This is a genomic window from Bradyrhizobium sp. 35 (assembly GCF_023073215.1).
GTDB classification, from domain to species: domain Bacteria; phylum Pseudomonadota; class Alphaproteobacteria; order Rhizobiales; family Xanthobacteraceae; genus Bradyrhizobium; species Bradyrhizobium canariense_D.
The window spans coordinates 170,840-186,674 of sequence record NZ_JADPJC010000113.1 but is presented as its reverse complement, the minus strand read 5'-3'; the positions used below and the strand labels follow the sequence as shown (position 1 = coordinate 186,674).

Sequence of the window (15,835 nt, the reverse complement as noted above, 5' to 3'; positions counted from 1 at the left end):
GGTCATCCCGGAGACAGTGCGATGGCCTATCTCGAGCTCGAAGGGGTCGCCAAGCAATTCGGAGCGCAGACTGTCGTCGACGACTTCAGTCTCGCGGTCGGGAAGGGGGAGTTCGTCTCCTTTCTCGGCCCCTCCGGCTGCGGCAAGACCACGACCCTGCAGATGATCGCGGGCTTCCTCGATCCCACCCGCGGCGCGATCCGGCTGCAAGGCAAGGATCTGACCGCGATCCATCCGGCCAAACGCGGGCTCGGGATCGTGTTCCAGAGCTACGCGCTGTTTCCGCACATGACCGCGGCCGAGAATGTCGCCTTCGGGCTCGAGATGCGCAATGTGCCGCGCGGCGAACGGACCGAGCGCGTTCGCGCAGCGCTCGCGATGGTCGGGCTTGCCGGCTACGAGGATCGCCATCCGCGTCGCATGTCCGGCGGCCAGCAGCAGCGCGTGGCGCTGGCGCGCGCGCTGGTGATCAAGCCGAGCGTGCTGTTGCTCGACGAGCCGCTATCGAATCTCGACGCCAAGCTGCGCGAGGAGATGCAGATCGAGCTGCGCCAGATCCAGCGTACCATCGGCACCACCACGATCCTCGTCACCCACGACCAGAACGAGGCGATGTCGTTGTCCGACCGCATCGTGGTGATGAGCCAGGGCCGGATCGAGCAGATCGGCACGCCGCAAGAGACTTATGAGAAGCCGGCCTCGGCCTTCGTCTCGCAGTTTTTGGGAAAGACCAACGACTTTGCCGCGACGATCGATCGGACCAGTGCGCCTGGGCGATTGATTGTCGGCTCGTGGAGCGCGCCTGCGCATGTCGGGCGCAGCGGTCCCGTCACCATTAGCATTCGCCCCGAGCGGATCGACTTTGGCGACGCGGGCCTCAGCGCAAAGATCGTCACACGCATCTTCCAGGGCAATCACTGGCTGTTCCAGTGCGAGAGCGAATGCGGCCCGGCGACCGTGATCCGCCAGAATGACGGCCGGTCGCAGCCGGTCGAAGGCGAGGCCGTTCACCTCACCTGGCGGCCCGAGGACATGAGCGTGAGGGGCGTCGCATGAGCGCTTCCGCCGAGGAACGAAACGCACGCACGCCCTGGGCGCTGACGGCGCCCGCTTTGATGCTATTCGTCGGCGTGCTCCTGATTCCGCTGGCAATGACCGTGATGCTGTCCTTCCATGATTGGGGCCAGTACAAGGGCATCGAGCCGGTCTTCATCCTCAAGAACTGGCATGAGATCGTAACCGATCCCTATTACGCCGAGATGTTCGGGCGGACGTTTCGCATCGCGATCCTGACTACGCTGCTCACCGCCGTGCTCGGTGCACCCGAAGCCTACATCCTCAACCGCATGAGCGGACGCTGGAAGAGCGTTTTTCTCCTGGTCATCCTGGGGCCGTTGCTGATTTCCGTGGTGGCGCGGACGCTCGGCTGGGCGCTGCTGTTCGGCGGCAACAACGGCCTCGTCAATAAGCTGCTGATGTCGGCCGGGCTGATCCGCGCGCCTATCCCCTTCATGTTCACCGAAACCGGCATGGTGGTCGCACTCGCGCACGTGATGATGCCGTTCATGGTGCTGTCGGTGTGGGCGGCGCTGCAGCGGCTCGATCCGCAGATCGAGAATGCCGCGATGTCGCTCGGCGCCGGCCCTGCGACCATCATCCACCGCATCATCATGCCGCAGATCATGCCGGGCGTGCTGTCTGGGGCGATCATCGTGTTCTCGCTCTCGGCCAGCGCGTTTGCGACGCCCGCCATCATCGGCGGCCGTCGACTCAAGGTCGCGGCGACGCTGGCCTATGACGAGTTCCTCAACACGCTGAACTGGCCGCTGGGGGCGGCGGTCGCCACGCTGCTGCTGGCCGCGCTGGTCTTGATCGTCGTCGGCAGCAACGCACTGATCGAGCGCCGTTACGCGGAGGTGTTCCGATGAGCCGGAATGGCCCGCTCGCGCTGATCTTCCACACCATCTTTGTCATCGTCATGGTGGCGCCGATCCTCGTCGTCTGCCTCGTTGCGTTCACGCCTGAAGGCTTCCTGTCGTTGCCGACAAACGGTTTTTCGTTGCGCTGGTTCAGGGCGATCGCCAACTATCCCGAATTCGTCCATGCTTTCTGGGTCAGCCTTGGCCTGGGCGCACTATCGTCGTTCGTCGCGCTATTATTCGCGGTACCGGCGGCGCTCGCGATCGCGCGCTATCGCTTCCGCGGCCGTGATGCGCTCGCGGCCCTCTTTCTCTCGCCGCTGATGATCCCGCATGTCGTGCTCGGCATCGCGTTCCTGCGCTTCTTCACCTCGGCCGGGATGGGCGGCAGCTTCGCCGCGCTGATCATCGCGCATGTCATCATCGTGTTTCCGTTCGCGCTACGGCTGACCCTGGCGGCGGCGACCGGCATGGACCTTTCGGTCGAGATGGCGGCGGTCTCGCTCGGTGCCGGCGGCTGGACGCTATTCCGCCGCGTGACGCTGCCGTTGATCCTGCCCGGCGTCATCAGCGGCTGGGCGCTCGCCTTCATCCAGTCCTTCGACGATCTCACCATGACCGTCTTCCTCGCGGGACCCGGCACCGAAACACTGCCGGTGCGCATGTTCCTCTACATCCAGGACAACATCGATCCGCTGGTGACGTCCGTCTCGGCCTGCGTGATCGCGATCACCATGACCGCCCTCATTCTGCTCGATCGCTTCTACGGGCTCGACCGCGTGCTCGCCGGCAAGGGCGATACAGGGCGATAGGAGAATCCATGCGAACAGATTACGACGTCGCCGTCGTCGGCGGCGGATTGCTCGGCTCCGCCATCGCCTGGGGCCTGGGAAGACTCGGCAAGAAGGTGGCCGTGCTCGACGAAGGCGACATCACCAAGCGCGCCTCACGCGCGAACTTTGCGCTGGTTTGGGTCCAGAGCAAGGGGCTCGGCATGCCAGCCTATACCGTCTGGACGGTGCAGGCGTCACAGGCGTGGAGCAGGCTCGCCTCGGAGCTGAAGCAGCAGACCGGCCTCGATGTCTCGCTTCAGCAGAACGGCGGTTTTCATCTGACGCTTGGCGAGGACGAGTTCGGTCAGCGCGCCGAGCTGGTCAAGCGCATGCACAACCAGACGGGTGCCGCCGATTACAAGATGGAGATGCTGCCGGCATCCGAGGTGAAGAAGGCGCTGCCGCTGATCGGGCCCGAGGTCTCCGGCGGCAGTTATTGTCCACTCGACGGTCACGTCAATTCGCTGCGCACGTTTCGTGCGTTCCACACCGGCTTCAAGGCATTCGGCATCGACTATCTTCCGGAGCGCCCGGTCTCGGCGATCAGCAGGAGCAGCGGCGAATTCTGCCTGACGACGCCGCAGGGCGAGCTCCGTGCCGCCAAGATCGTGCTCGCCGCCGGCAATGCTAACCAGACCCTGGCGCCGATGGTCGGTCTCCACGCCCCGATGGGCCCGACCCGCGGCCAGATCGTGGTGACCGAGCGCACCATGCCCTTTCTGCCGCATCCGCTGACCACGATCCGCCAGACCGACGAGGGCACGGTGATGATCGGCGACAGCAAGGAAGACGAGCTCGACGATCGCGCGCTGAAGCACTCGATCAGCGCCGTGATGACGGATCGCGCCCAGCGCATGTTTCCGCATCTCGCGCGGCTCAACGTGGTCCGGAGCTGGGCCGGCATCCGCGTCATGCCGCAGGACGGCTTTCCGATCTACGACCAGTCGGAGACGCATCCCGGTGCCTTCGTCGCCTGCTGCCACTCCGGGGTGACACTCGCCTCCAACCACGCCTTCGAGATCGCGCGGATGGTTGCGCAAGGCGCGCTCGAGCCCGAGCTGGTCGGCGCGTTCTCGGCCAGCCGTTTTGGCGCCGCCGGTGCCGCGAACAACAGCGGCTACTAGGGACATTGAAGGAGCCAGGATGTTCAAACGATCCGAGCAGGACAAGCGGCCAGCGGTGCAAATCTTCGTCGATGGCGTTGCCGTCGCGGCGCGGCAGGGCGACACCGTCTCCGCCGCGCTGCTGGCCTCGAGCTGCGATGCACGCCGTTCGACCGCAGTCAGCGGGGCGCTGCGTTTGCCCTATTGCATGATGGGCGTGTGCTTCGATTGCCTCGTCACCATCGATGGCGTCGGCAACCGACAGGGCTGCCTGGTGCCGGTCACCGACGGCATGCAGATCGAGATTCAGAAGGGCAAGCGGGAGATCGGGAAATGACTGTGGCTCCCAAGCGCGAAGAATATGACGTCGTGGTGATCGGGGCCGGGCCTGCCGGCCTTGCCGCCGCCGCGACGGCCGCCGAAGCCGGCCTGTCCACGCTGCTGCTCGACGAGAATATCGGCCCCGGAGGCCAGGTGTTTCGTGCCATCGCCTCGACGCCGGTGACCGACCGCAGCCAGCTCGGTGAGGACTATTGGGTCGGTACCGATCTCGTGCAGGCGCTACGCGCAGGCAACGCGGAGGTCATTCAGCGCGCAACGGTCTGGAGCCTCGATCGCAATCTCGATATCGCCGTCTCGGTCGGCGGCGCGTCCGCCTTCGTCAAGGCCAGGCGCGTGATCCTCGCGACCGGCGCGCTGGAGCGGCCGTTTCCGATTCCCGGGTGGACGCTTCCGGGCGTGATGACCGCGGGCGCCGCGCAGACCATGTTGAAAACATCGGCCCTGGTGCCGGATGGCCGCACGGTGATCGCGGGGCAGGGGCCGCTGCTCTGGCTGCTCGCCGCGCAGATCTTGCGTCTCGGCGGTCGCATCGATCGCATTCTCGACACCACCGAGCGCGGAAACTATTTCGCCGCACTCCCCCACGCTTTCGCTTTCCTGACCTCGCCGTATTTCGCCAAGGGCTTGTCGATGATGCGCGAGGTGAAGGCGAAGGTGCAGGTCGTCTCAGGTGTCAGCGAGCTTGCTGCCTCTGGTGACGGCCAACTCGCGAACGTCAGCTATGTCGCCGGCGGCAAACGCGAGACCGTCCTTGCGGATCTCTTGCTGCTGCACCAGGGCGTCGTGCCCAACGTCAATCTGGCGATGGCGGCCGGAATCGAGCATCGCTGGGATGATTTGCAATTGTGCTGGTCTCCGGTGCTGGATGCCAGCGGCAATTCGTCGGTCGCCGGCATTGCGATTGCTGGCGACGGCGCCGGCATCGGCGGGGCGAACGCAGCCGTAGTGCGCGGCCGCATCGCGGCACGCGCGGCAGTGGAGGCGTTGGCGCCTGCGGCTGCAAAAAAATCTGCGCCGATGGCGAGCCTCCGCGCCGATCTCGCCAAGGCCGAACGTGGTCGCGTTTTTCTCGACACGCTGTTCCGGCCGGCGCCGCAGTTTCGCATTCCCGCAGGCGACACCATCGTCTGTCGCTGTGAGGAGGTCACCGCAAAGGATATTCTCGACGCCGTCGCGATCGGCGCGACCGGGCCGAACCAGCTCAAGGCCTACCGCCGCACCGGCATGGGGCCGTGCCAGGGCCGGCTCTGCGGCCTCACCGTCACCGAGCTGATGGCGCAGGCGCGGGGCAAGAGCCCGCAGGAGATTGGCTATTACCGGCTGCGCGCGCCGGTCAAGCCGATCACGCTCGCCGAGCTCGCCGCCGTTCCGAAGAGCGCAGACGACATCAAGGCGGTGGTGCGCGGATGACGAAAAACGTGGATGCGATCGTCGTCGGCGGCGGCATCCACGGGTGCTCGACCGCGCTATATCTGTGTCTCGCCGGCCTCAAGCCGGTGCTGATCGAGAAGGACTATGCCGGCCGGCACGCTTCCGGTGTCAACGCCGGCGGCGTGCGCCAGCTTGCGCGGCACATCCCCGAAATCCCGCTTTCGATCCGCTCGATGGGTATCTGGGAGAAGATCACCGATCTCCTCGACGACGATTGCAGCTTTGAGAGCTATGGCCAGGTCCTCGTCGCCGAGAACGAAGAGGAACTCGCGGTCTGCCGCGCACGTGTGGCCGAGCTCAACGCGCTCGGCTTCACCCACGAAGAGCTGATCGATGCCGCAGAGCTGCGGCGCCTCGTGCCGGCGGTGGCCGAGACCTGTCCCGGCGGCGTGGTCTCGCGCCGCGACGGTGCGGCCAATCCCGCGCAGGCGACGACGGCGTTCCGTCGCAAGGCGGAGCAACTAGGTGCGACCGTGCGCGAGGGCATTGCCGCCACGAATATCCGGCACACCGATGGTCTCTGGCATGTCGATGTCGGCGCCGAGAGCTTTGCCGCGCCGGTGCTCGTCAATGCCGCCGGCGCCTGGGCCGGGACCATCGCAGCCGCGCTCGGTGAGCCCGTTCCGGTCGAGACGGTGGCGCCGATGTTGATGATCACCTCGCGCGTGCCGCATTTCATCGATCCGGTCGTGATCCTGCGCGGCCGCAAGCTGTCCTTCAAGCAATTCAAGAACGGCACGGTGCTGATCGGCGGCGGCCATTTGGCTACGCCCCATCAGGATCGCAACGAGACGGTGTTGGACTGGAAAAGCCTCGCGACCAGCGCCCGCACCGTGTTCGAGCTGTTCCCGGTCATGCGCGACGCGACGATCATGCGGGCCTGGGCCGGCATCGAGGCCAAGACCAAGGACGATCTGCCCGTGTTTGGACCGAGCAGCCGGCACAAGGGCCTCTATCACCAATTCGGTTTTTCGCTGCACGGTTTCCAGCTCGGCCCCGGCGCGGGCGCCGTCATGGCGGAGCTGATCGTCAACGGCGGCACCCAGACCCGCATCGGCGATCTCGGCATCGACCGTTTCCACCCCTCCACGCTCTAGCAAAAGAGGACATCATGAGCATTACCCGCAGCATCCGCACGCCCATCATGCACCGCGCCGTCGAAGCCAACGGCTTCGTCTTCATTGGCGGCACCATCGCCGACGACACCTCTGTGTCGATGGGCGAGCAGACCCGCAACATCCTCGGCAAGATCGCCGGCTATCTGAAGGAAGCGGGCACCGACAAGTCGCGCGTCGTGAGCACCTCGATCTTCGTCACGGACCTTTCCAAGAAGAAGGAGATGGACGCGGTCTGGACCGAGTTCTTCGGCGACAATCTGCCGACCCGCGCCACCGTCGGCGTCGCCGATCTCGGCGGCAGCGCGCTGATCGAGGTCGTGGTCACCGCGCTCAAGGGTTGATCGCGCGGGCCTGCGGCGGACGTCGGCGCTCCGCGCGCCGTCGTTCCTCAGAGCCTCGCCTTGATCTCGCCCTTCGATGGGATTAGTTAGAGAGCCCTCAAACAGGATATTCGAGATCCATGGATTTGACCCCGACCGCAAAGCCGACCTGCCTTGCTCACGGGGAATTCCATGCCTGCTTCCATCATCCTGTCCAACCTGTCGCTGTCCTCGCCTGACGGCCGCTCTCTTTTTTCCAATATCGATCTGACGTTCGGCGCCGAGCGGACCGGCCTCGTCGGCCGCAACGGCGTCGGGAAGACGACGCTGCTTGCGTCGATTTCGCGAGAGCACATTCCTCAATCGGGGCGCGTTGCTATCAACGGAACCGTTGGTCTGTTGCGCCAGGACGTCCAGCCCCTTGCGGGCGCGAAGGTGATCGACCTGTTCGGTGCGCGAGCCGCGCTCGATGTGCTTCGCCGTGCCGAGCGCGGGGATGCCTTGGCCGAGGAGGTTTCCGAGGTCGATTGGACCCTCGAAACACGGCTTACGTCCGCCCTTGCGCGTGTCGGGTTCGACGTCGCTCCGGAGATCGAGCTCGACCGCCTGTCGGGCGGGCAGGTCACGCGGGTTCGTCTGGCCGCGCTGATCTTTGCGGAGCCAGACTTCCTGCTGCTCGACGAGCCCACCAACAATCTCGATCGGGAGGGGCGCAAGGCGGTGATCGATTTCCTTGCGTCTTGGCGCGGTGGGGCGATCGTCGTCAGCCACGATCGGAGCCTGCTCGAAACCATGGATGCGATCGTCGAGCTGAGGTCGCTCGGAGCTACGCGATACGGCGGCAATTGGAGCAGTTATTGCGAGCAGAAAGCCGTTGCGCTCGCGGCTGTCAGGCACGACCTCGCGCATGCCCAGAGGCGCCTGTCCGAGATCGACGGGAAAGCGCAGGAGGCCGCGGAGAGGAAAGCGCGCAAGGACGGCGGGGGCAAGAAGAAGCGCGCCAAGGGCGACATGCCGCGCATCCTGGCCGGCGCACGCAAGGACCGTAGCGAAGACACCGGCGGCAAGACCGCGCAGATCGCCGAGCGGCGGCGTGCGGATGCGCTTGAGGCCCTTGATACGGCGCGCCGGCGCATCGAGATTCTTCAGCCGCTGTCGGTGAAGCTGCCCTCGACCCGGCTGCCAGCGGGCAGGGAGGTGGTTTGGCTCGATTGCGTCAGCGCCGGCTATCGGCCGGACCGGGAAGTCTTGCGCGATCTATCGCTCGCGATCGTTGGTCCGGAGCGCCTGGCAATTGTCGGACCCAACGGTTCCGGCAAGACGACGCTGCTGAAACTCGTCGCCGGCGAACTACGTCCGCTCTCCGGCACCATGCGGGTCAGGCCGGATCTTGCGCTGTTCGATCAGAAGGCCAGCCTGCTCGATCCCGCGGTCTCCATCCTGGATAACTTCAGGCGCTTCCATCCGAAGGCGGGTGCAAATGAATGCCATGCGGCGCTGGCCCGGTTCATGTTTCGAGCCGATGCCGCCTTGCAGATTGCGGGACATTTGAGCGGCGGGCAGATGTTTCGTGCAGGCCTTGCCTGCGTGCTGGGCGGAGCGATGCCGCCGTCGCTGCTGATCCTCGACGAGCCGACCAATCATCTGGACATCGAATCCATCGAAGCCGTCGAAGCGGGCTTGAGGGCCTATGACGGCGCGCTGCTCGTCGTCAGTCATGATGAGGCGTTTTTGCAGGCGATCGGGATTACCCGACGGCTCGATCTTGCTGCCCCGAGGCAGCGCGCCGGTTGCAGGATCATTTGATCCCGCTTTGCGGTTCGGCACGACGACAATTTTCAAAAACCCGACGCCCTGCCCCCAGCGCGTCGGGTGGAAAAAGATGAGTATCAATCCGTGATCCCAACGCAGCAGTTGTGACTCGCGTCGCTCCAATTTACCACTCCGGGAAACTACCGCGTTGGAACCGGACGCCGCCCAACCTGCGCGCGGCCTAGGAGGCGGCGCTGCCGCCCGGTTCGAGCGCCTCACCCATCTCCAGCGGATGGGCCATGGTCTCGTGCAGCGCATCGCGGTCGAGCTCGCCTTCGGAGATGCTGATGACGACACAGGCGACGCCGTTGCCGATCAGATTGGTCAGCGCGCGGCACTCGCTCATGAACTTGTCGATGCCGACCAGGATCGCAATCGACTGGATCGGGATGTCGGGCACGATCGAGAGCGTCGCCGCCAGCGTGATGAAGCCCGCCCCCGTCACGCCAGAGGCGCCCTTCGAGGTGATCATGGCGATGCCGAGAATGCCGAGCTCCTGCCAGATGGTCAGATGGGTATTGGTCGCCTGCGCCAGGAACAGCGTTGCCAGCGTCATGTAGATGTTGGTGCCGTCGAGGTTGAAGCTGTAACCGGTCGGAATGACGAGGCCGACCACCGAACGCGAGGCGCCGAGATGCTCCATCTTCTGGATCATCTGCGGCAGCACCGTTTCTGATGACGAGGTGCCGAGCACGATCAGCAGCTCGTCCTTGATGTAGGCGATGAAACGCAAGATCGAGAAGCCGGCGAGCCGCGCGATTGCGCCGAGCACGACCACCACGAACAGGATGCTGGTGAGATAGAACGTGCCGATCAGGGCCGCGAGGTTGAGCAGCGAACCGAGGCCGTAGGCACCGACGGTGAACGCCATCGCGCCGAACGCTCCGATCGGGGCGACGCGCACGATGATGCGGATGATGCCGAAGAACATCTTTGCGGCCTTGTCGATCGCCTCCGCAATGGGCTCGCCGGCCTTGCCGAGGAACGCGATGGCGAAGCCCGACAGGATCGAGATCAGTAGCACCTGCAACAGATCGCCGCGTGCGATGGCGCCCAGATAGCTGTCGGGGATGATCGCCATCAGATGGGCGACGATGCCTTCTTCCTTGGCCTTGGTGACGTAGGTCGCCACCGATTTCGGGTCGATCGTGGCGGGATCGATGTTGAAGCCGTGCCCGGGCTGGAGCACCTCGCCGACCAGCAGGCCGACCGCGAGCGCCACGGTCGAGACCGTCTCGAAATAGATCAGCGACTTCAGCCCGACCCGACCGACGCGCTTGAGGTCGCCCATCGAGGAGATGCCGTGCACCACGGTGCAGAAGATCACCGGCGCGATCATCATCTTGATCAGCGCGATGAAACCGTCGCCGAGCGGCTTCAGGGCCTTGCCGAGATCGGGATAGAAATAGCCGACGAGCACCCCGAGTGCGATCGCGATCAGCACCTGAATGTAGAGGATCTTGTACCAGGGCTGGTGCCGGCGGTGGACGGCTGGCTGGATCGCAATGTGTGTCATAGAATAGGCCCCGGACGTATTGATCTTGTTTGATTTGCATCATGTGATGGCCGCTGCAGAAGCGACAATCACATTTTTATCTGTTCGCACGAAGATCTGTCGCTGCACCGCAACTGGGGGGAACATGCCGATTGCAACGGGCTCCGATGAGCGAGCGCAAGGCTATTTTCCGCGTTGGATTCTGAAGTCCTCCGGCGTGATCATGCCCGAGCAGCGGCTGCCGCTTGGCCAGACCGTCGTCTCCGGTCTCCAGCATTGCGTCGCAATGTCGGGCTCGACGATCATCGCGCCGCTGCTGATGGGGTTCGATCCCAATGTTGCGGTGCTGTTTTCCGGCATCGGCACGCTGATCTTCTTCGTCATCGTCGCGGGGCGCGTGCCGAGCTACCTCGGCTCGAGCTTCGCGTTCATCGCGGTCGTGATCGCCGCCACAGGCTATGCCGGGCACGGGCCGAACCCGAACCTGTCGGTTGCGCTTGGCGGCATCGTAGGAGCCGGCGTCCTCTACGGCCTGATCGCGCTGGTCGTGATGTGGTCGGGGGTTGGCTGGATCGAGAAGCTGTTGCCGCCGGTCGTCACCGGCGCTGTGGTCGCCGCGATCGGCCTCAACCTCGCGCCGGTGGCGGTCAAGGCAGTGAGCGCCAATGCGTTCGACACAGGAATCGGGCTCGCGACCGTTCTGATCATCGGCGTGGTTGCCGTTGGCGCGCCTGGCCTGTGGCGCCGCCTGCCGATCATTCTCGGCGCGATCGGCGGATATCTTTTGTACCTGCTGTTCGCGAACGGCCTCGGCTTCGGCAGGCCGATCGACTTCACGCAAGTTTCGGCTGCGTCGTGGATCGGCCTGCCGAGTCTTACCACGCCGACCTTCCAGGCCGATGCAATCGTCCTGATCGCGCCGGTCGCGATCATTCTCGTCGCCGAGAACCTCGGTCACATCAAGGCCGTCGGCGCCATGACGGGCCGGAGCCTCGATGACTATCTCGGCCGCGCCTTGCTTGCCGACAGCCTCGCGACCATGGTGGCCGCCTGCGGCGGCGGCACCGGCGTCACCACCTATGCCGAAAACATCGGCGTCATGGCGGCGACGAAGGTCTATTCGACCTTGCTGTTTGCCTTCGCGGCGATGGTGTCGATCGTGCTCGGCTTCTCGCCGAAATTCGGCGCGCTGGTCCTGTCGATCCCGGGTCCCGTCATCGGTGGGCTCTCGATCGTGCTGTTCGGGTTGATCGCCGCAATGGCCGGCCGGATCTGGGTCGAGAACAAGGTCGACTTCTCAAGTCCGGCAAACCTGATCACCGTCGCGGTCGCGCTCACCGCAGGCGCCGGCGACCTCACGCTCAAATTCGGCGCCTTCACGATCGGCGGGATCGGCACCGCAACCTTTGGCGCCATCATCCTGTACCAGATCCTGACTTCGCGACTGGCTCGCCGCTAGGAGTGAATCCCAGCGGTGCGCCGACGGATGGAACAAAACGCCGGTTCCCTCCATGTTGATGTGTCCCCCGGAGAAGAACGATGCCACATATCGACCGCTCGACCACCTTTTCTTCGCGCCTCGTCGGCCAATACGCGCTGGTGACGGGCGCCTCGCAAGGCATCGGCCGCGCCGTCGCCATTCGGCTTGCCCAGGAAGGCGCGACCGTCGCCATCAACTATGTCGATCATCCGGAAAAGGCAGAGGAGGTGCTCGCGTCCGCGCGTACGGCATCGAGCGATCGCGGCCACGGCAAGCTCGACCATATCGTCGTCAGGGCCGACGTCAGCAACGAGCAGGACGTAGCCGCGATGTTCGAGACGATCCTGGCGCGCTGGAAGCGTCTCGACTGCCTGGTCAACAATGCGGGCTTCCAGCGGGAATCGCCGAGCGAGGCGCTCGACATCGACACCTATCGCCGCATCATCGACGTCAATCTCAACGGCGCCGTGCTCTGCGCCCAGAAGGCGCTCGCGCATTTCGTTGCGCGCGGCGCAGGCGGCAGCATCATCAATTGCTCCAGCGTCCACCAGATCATCCCGAAACCCGGCTACCTCGCCTATTCCATCAGCAAGGGCGGCATGGCCAATCTGACACGCACGCTGGCACTCGAATTCGCCGGCCGCGGCATTCGCGTCAATGCGGTCGGTCCAGGCGCGATCGACACCCCAATCAACGCGGCCTGGACCGGCGATCCGGAAAAGCGCGGTGTGGTCACCAGCCACATTCCGCTCGGCCGTGTCGGCACGCCGGAGGAGATCGCCGGCGTGTTCGCCTTCCTCGCCTCGGATGAGGCCAGCTACATCACGGGGCAGACCATCTATGCGTGCGGAGGTCTGACGCTGTTTCCCGAATTCCGCGAGAACTGGGCAAGCTAGCGGGCTTCCTCGCCATCTGGCAAAACCGGCCTGCGCAGACTACATCTGCGTCATGGCAAATCATCCGCTCCGCGATTTCGTCGGACGGCACGAAAATCTGTTCGTGCTGACCGGCGCTGGCTGCAGCACCAATTCGGGCATCCCCGATTATCGCGACAGTCACGGCAACTGGAAGCGGACCCAGCCGGTGAACTTCCAGGCTTTCATGTCGGAAGAGCATACGCGTCGGCGCTATTGGGCGCGCAGCCTGATCGGCTGGCGGCGGTTCGGCCAGGCGAGGCCGAACGATGCGCATCACGCGCTCGCCCGGCTCGAGGCGAGCGGGCGTTGCGGAATGCTGCTGACCCAGAACGTCGACCGGCTGCATCAATCCGCCGGCCACCGCCAGGTGATCGACCTGCACGGCCGGCTCGATCTGGTCCGCTGCATGGGCTGCGGTCAAAAGACCCCGCGGAGCGAATTCCAGAAGACGCTCGGCCACGCCAATGCGGAATGGTTGACGCTCGACGCGGCCGATGCGCCCGACGGCGATGCGGACCTGGAGCATGCGGATTTTTCGTCGTTCAAGGTGCCGGCCTGCGAATCCTGCGGCGGCATCCTCAAGCCCGACGTCGTGTTCTTCGGCGAGACCGTCCCGCGCGACGTGGTCGTGACCGCGCAGGATCATCTGGCGCAGGCGGACGCCATGCTCATCGTCGGCTCGTCACTGATGGTCTATTCCGGTTTCCGCTTTGTGCAGGCGGCCGCGCAACGGCAAATCCCGATCGCTGCGGTCAATCTCGGACGCACCCGCGCCGATGATCTCCTCACGCTGAAGGTCGAGGAGCGCTGCGAAGCGGCGCTTGCATTCCTGCTCTGATCGCGCGGCCTGCGAACACGCCTTGCCTATTGCATGGGTGCCAAGCAGAATAGCTGGACGGCAGCATGTTCCTGTCATCCATGGCATGGAAATTGCTGCGCTTTTGTCCTCGGTCTTGACGATCAGCACGGAGAGTTTGGAATGCTTGAGGGAGCCGAGGTGCGGCTTGCCGTCGATATCGGTGGCACGTTCACCGACATCGTGCTGGACGTGGGCGAGGTGCGCAAGACGCGCAAATTGCTGACGACGCCGCAGCGGCCGGAAGAGGCGGTGCTGGACGGCATGCGGCTCATTCTCGCTGATGCGCGCGCCTATATCAGCGACATCGACGTCTTCATTCACGGCACGACGCTCGCGACCAACGCCATCATCGAGCGTCGCGGCGCCAAGACGGCGTTGATCGCGACCGAGGGCTTTCGCGACGTGCTCGATATCGGCACCGAGAGCCGCTACGACCAGTATGACCTCTCCATCGACAAGCCGAAGCCGCTGGCGCCGCGATCTTTGCGCTTCACCGTGCCCGAGCGCATCGACGCGCATGGCGCCGTCCGCCTCCCGTTGGACGAAGCGGCGGTGCGCGCGCTCGCGCCAAGATTGCGCGCGCTGAACGTCGAGAGCGTCGCAATCGCGTTCCTGCACTCCTACGCCAATCCCGAGCACGAGCGCCGCACGGCCGCGATCATCAGTGAGGAGATGCCCGGCATTTCCGTGACCGTATCGTCCGCGGTGTGCCCGGAGATCCGCGAATATGAGCGCACATCGACTGCAGTGGCCAACGCCTATGTGCAGCCGCTAATCGATGGTTATCTCGCTCGCATGTCCGACGCCTTGCAGGTCGAGCAGTACCGCGGCGCGATCTATCTCGTCACCTCCGGCGGCGGTGTCACCTCGATCGAGACGGCGCGGCGCTTTCCGGTGCGCCTCGTCGAATCCGGTCCTGCCGGCGGCGCCATTTTCGCGGCGCAGATCGCGGCGCGTCTCGGCGAGAGCAAGGTGCTGTCCTTCGATATGGGCGGTACCACGGCAAAGATCTGTCTGATCGAAAAATACCAGCCCGAGACCTCGCGCGTGTTCGAGGTCGATCGCGCAGCGCGCTTCCTGAAAGGTTCGGGTCTGCCGGTGCGGATTCCCGTGATCGAGATGGTCGAGATCGGCGCCGGCGGCGGCTCGATCGCCCATGTCGATGCGATGAAGCGCGTCACGGTCGGTCCTGAGAGTGCCTCGTCGGAGCCCGGGCCCGCCTGCTACGGCCGCGGCGGCCTGCGCCCGGCCGTGACGGATGCCGACGTCGCGCTCGGCATGATCGATCCGGACGACTTCGCGGGTGGCACGATCAAGCTCGACCCTGAACTCTCGAAGCAGGCGCTGCTGCGCAGCGTCGGCGAGCCGCTGGGTCTGTCGGCAGAGACTGCGGCCTATGCCGTGCACGAGGTCGTCTGCGAGAACATGGCGAGCGCGGCGCGCGTGCATGCGGTCGAGCGCGGTGAGATTGTCGGTCAGCACACGCTGATCGCCTTCGGCGGCGCGGCGCCTCTGCATGCGGCGCGCGTCGCCGAGAAGATCGGTGTCTCCCGCGTGATCGTTCCTTCCAATGCCGGCGTCGGCTCGGCCGTTGGCTTCCTCGCGGCTCCGATCGCCTACGAGCTGGTGCGCAGCCGTCATGTGCGGCTCGACGATTTCGACACCGAAGGGGTCTCCGATCTGCTCCAGGAGATGGTGACCGAAGCGCGTGCGCTGGTCGAGACGGGTGCGGCAGGCGCGCCGGTCCGCGAGCGCCGCGCGGCCTTCATGCGCTATGTCGGTCAAGGCCATGAGATCTCGATCGAACTGCCGAACCGGCGGCTGGCGACGGCCGATCTGGCCGGCCTGCGTCAGAAGTTCGAGGCGGATTATGCGGTGATGTTCGAGCGGCCGATCCCGGGTGCGGCGATCGAGGTCTTGAGCTGGTCGGTGCTTGCGACGACCGAGGCGCGCAATCCGCCTATTGTCGCGGCCGTTACGCGCAAGCCCGCCGGGAAGGCGACCGGCAGCCGCAAGTTCTTCGATGGCCGGGTCGGGGAGGTGATCGAGATCCCGCTCTATCGCCGCGAGGACATGGCGCCAGGCGCGACGATTGCAGGTCCCGCCGTGATCGCGGAGGACGAGACCTCGACGTTCGTCTCCAACAGTTTTGATGCCCATATCGACGGTGCCGGCAGCATCGTCATGGAACGGAAGGCGGCCTGAT

At 65.1% G+C, this 15,835-nt stretch carries 14 protein-coding genes; 13 read left to right on the top strand and 1 reads right to left on the bottom strand.

Annotation, left to right across the window (positions count from 1 at the left end; translation table 11 throughout):
- The first annotated feature begins 21 nt into the window (after nt 1-21).
- The 9 genes from IVB36_RS24075 to IVB36_RS24035 all read left to right on the top strand — a co-directional run bounded on the left by IVB36_RS24075 (nt 22) and on the right by IVB36_RS24035 (nt 8,872).
- On the top strand, nt 22-1,056 hold the full coding sequence (locus IVB36_RS24075; protein WP_026232591.1) for an ABC transporter ATP-binding protein: 1,035 nt from the start codon (nt 22-24) through the stop codon (nt 1,054-1,056).
- Entirely contained in the window at nt 1,053-1,928 is an 876-nt protein-coding gene (locus IVB36_RS24070) for an ABC transporter permease (RefSeq protein ID WP_018453753.1), read from the top strand. Before IVB36_RS24075 ends, IVB36_RS24070 begins: the two co-directional genes overlap by 4 nt.
- A complete protein-coding gene (locus IVB36_RS24065; RefSeq protein ID WP_018453754.1) occupies nt 1,925-2,731 on the top strand; it encodes an ABC transporter permease in 807 nt (268 codons plus the stop codon). The genes IVB36_RS24070 and IVB36_RS24065 overlap by 4 nt, the downstream gene beginning before the upstream one ends.
- 8 nt (nt 2,732-2,739) lie before the next feature.
- Nucleotides 2,740-3,876, top strand: coding sequence for an FAD-dependent oxidoreductase (locus IVB36_RS24060; protein WP_018453755.1), 1,137 nt, complete (start codon nt 2,740-2,742; stop codon nt 3,874-3,876).
- A gap of 19 nt (nt 3,877-3,895) precedes the next feature.
- Nucleotides 3,896-4,192 (top strand): (2Fe-2S)-binding protein, encoded by a 297-nt coding sequence (locus tag IVB36_RS24055; RefSeq protein ID WP_018453756.1) that lies wholly within the window; start codon nt 3,896-3,898, stop codon nt 4,190-4,192.
- Nucleotides 4,189-5,607 (top strand): (2Fe-2S)-binding protein, encoded by a 1,419-nt coding sequence (locus IVB36_RS24050; RefSeq protein WP_018453757.1) that lies wholly within the window; start codon nt 4,189-4,191, stop codon nt 5,605-5,607. Before IVB36_RS24055 ends, IVB36_RS24050 begins: the two co-directional genes overlap by 4 nt.
- A complete protein-coding gene (locus tag IVB36_RS24045; RefSeq protein ID WP_018453758.1) occupies nt 5,604-6,725 on the top strand; it encodes an FAD-dependent oxidoreductase in 1,122 nt (373 codons plus the stop codon). Before IVB36_RS24050 ends, IVB36_RS24045 begins: the two co-directional genes overlap by 4 nt.
- Before the next feature lie 14 nt (nt 6,726-6,739).
- Entirely contained in the window at nt 6,740-7,087 is a 348-nt protein-coding gene (locus tag IVB36_RS24040; RefSeq protein ID WP_007596366.1) for a RidA family protein, read from the top strand.
- Nucleotides 7,088-7,258: 171 nt separating this feature from the next.
- On the top strand, nt 7,259-8,872 hold the full coding sequence (locus IVB36_RS24035; RefSeq protein ID WP_247294036.1) for an ABC-F family ATP-binding cassette domain-containing protein: 1,614 nt from the start codon (nt 7,259-7,261) through the stop codon (nt 8,870-8,872).
- A gap of 187 nt (nt 8,873-9,059) precedes the next feature.
- Here IVB36_RS24035 and IVB36_RS24030 read toward each other — a convergent pair whose 3' ends face one another.
- Nucleotides 9,060-10,394 (bottom strand): dicarboxylate/amino acid:cation symporter, encoded by a 1,335-nt coding sequence (locus tag IVB36_RS24030; protein WP_018453760.1) that lies wholly within the window; start codon nt 10,392-10,394, stop codon nt 9,060-9,062.
- Nucleotides 10,395-10,518: 124 nt separating this feature from the next.
- Between IVB36_RS24030 and IVB36_RS24025 the strand changes: the two genes are divergently transcribed.
- The 4 genes from IVB36_RS24025 to IVB36_RS24010 all read left to right on the top strand — a co-directional run bounded on the left by IVB36_RS24025 (nt 10,519) and on the right by IVB36_RS24010 (nt 15,834).
- On the top strand, nt 10,519-11,832 hold the full coding sequence (locus IVB36_RS24025; protein ID WP_085394694.1) for a solute carrier family 23 protein: 1,314 nt from the start codon (nt 10,519-10,521) through the stop codon (nt 11,830-11,832).
- Nucleotides 11,833-11,912: 80 nt separating this feature from the next.
- The gene (locus tag IVB36_RS24020; protein WP_247294038.1) at nt 11,913-12,749 is read left to right on the top strand and encodes an SDR family oxidoreductase; all 837 of its coding nucleotides are present in this window, start codon (nt 11,913-11,915) and stop codon (nt 12,747-12,749) included.
- 52 nt (nt 12,750-12,801) lie between these two features.
- Nucleotides 12,802-13,608, top strand: a complete 807-nt coding sequence (locus IVB36_RS24015; RefSeq protein ID WP_018453763.1) for an NAD-dependent protein deacetylase — start codon at nt 12,802-12,804, stop codon at nt 13,606-13,608.
- Nucleotides 13,609-13,749: 141 nt separating this feature from the next.
- On the top strand, nt 13,750-15,834 hold the full coding sequence (locus IVB36_RS24010; RefSeq protein ID WP_018453764.1) for a hydantoinase/oxoprolinase family protein: 2,085 nt from the start codon (nt 13,750-13,752) through the stop codon (nt 15,832-15,834).
- Nucleotide 15,835: the final 1 nt, after the last annotated feature.

What these genes read in the sequence shown, in the direction of transcription:
- IVB36_RS24030 (WP_018453760.1), bottom strand. Translation starts at nt 10,394, where the DNA reads ATGACACACATTGCGATCCAGCCAGCCGTCCACCGCCGGCACCAGCCC.
- IVB36_RS24055 (WP_018453756.1), top strand. Translation starts at nt 3,896, where the DNA reads ATGTTCAAACGATCCGAGCAGGACAAGCGGCCAGCGGTGCAAATCTTC.
- IVB36_RS24060 (WP_018453755.1), top strand. Translation starts at nt 2,740, where the DNA reads ATGCGAACAGATTACGACGTCGCCGTCGTCGGCGGCGGATTGCTCGGC.
- IVB36_RS24025 (WP_085394694.1), top strand. Translation starts at nt 10,519, where the DNA reads ATGCCGATTGCAACGGGCTCCGATGAGCGAGCGCAAGGCTATTTTCCG.
- IVB36_RS24045 (WP_018453758.1), top strand. Translation starts at nt 5,604, where the DNA reads ATGACGAAAAACGTGGATGCGATCGTCGTCGGCGGCGGCATCCACGGG.
- IVB36_RS24075 (WP_026232591.1), top strand. Translation starts at nt 22, where the DNA reads ATGGCCTATCTCGAGCTCGAAGGGGTCGCCAAGCAATTCGGAGCGCAG.
- IVB36_RS24065 (WP_018453754.1), top strand. Translation starts at nt 1,925, where the DNA reads ATGAGCCGGAATGGCCCGCTCGCGCTGATCTTCCACACCATCTTTGTC.
- IVB36_RS24040 (WP_007596366.1), top strand. Translation starts at nt 6,740, where the DNA reads ATGAGCATTACCCGCAGCATCCGCACGCCCATCATGCACCGCGCCGTC.
- IVB36_RS24035 (WP_247294036.1), top strand. Translation starts at nt 7,259, where the DNA reads ATGCCTGCTTCCATCATCCTGTCCAACCTGTCGCTGTCCTCGCCTGAC.
- IVB36_RS24070 (WP_018453753.1), top strand. Translation starts at nt 1,053, where the DNA reads ATGAGCGCTTCCGCCGAGGAACGAAACGCACGCACGCCCTGGGCGCTG.
- IVB36_RS24020 (WP_247294038.1), top strand. Translation starts at nt 11,913, where the DNA reads ATGCCACATATCGACCGCTCGACCACCTTTTCTTCGCGCCTCGTCGGC.
- IVB36_RS24010 (WP_018453764.1), top strand. Translation starts at nt 13,750, where the DNA reads ATGCTTGAGGGAGCCGAGGTGCGGCTTGCCGTCGATATCGGTGGCACG.
- IVB36_RS24050 (WP_018453757.1), top strand. Translation starts at nt 4,189, where the DNA reads ATGACTGTGGCTCCCAAGCGCGAAGAATATGACGTCGTGGTGATCGGG.
- IVB36_RS24015 (WP_018453763.1), top strand. Translation starts at nt 12,802, where the DNA reads ATGGCAAATCATCCGCTCCGCGATTTCGTCGGACGGCACGAAAATCTG.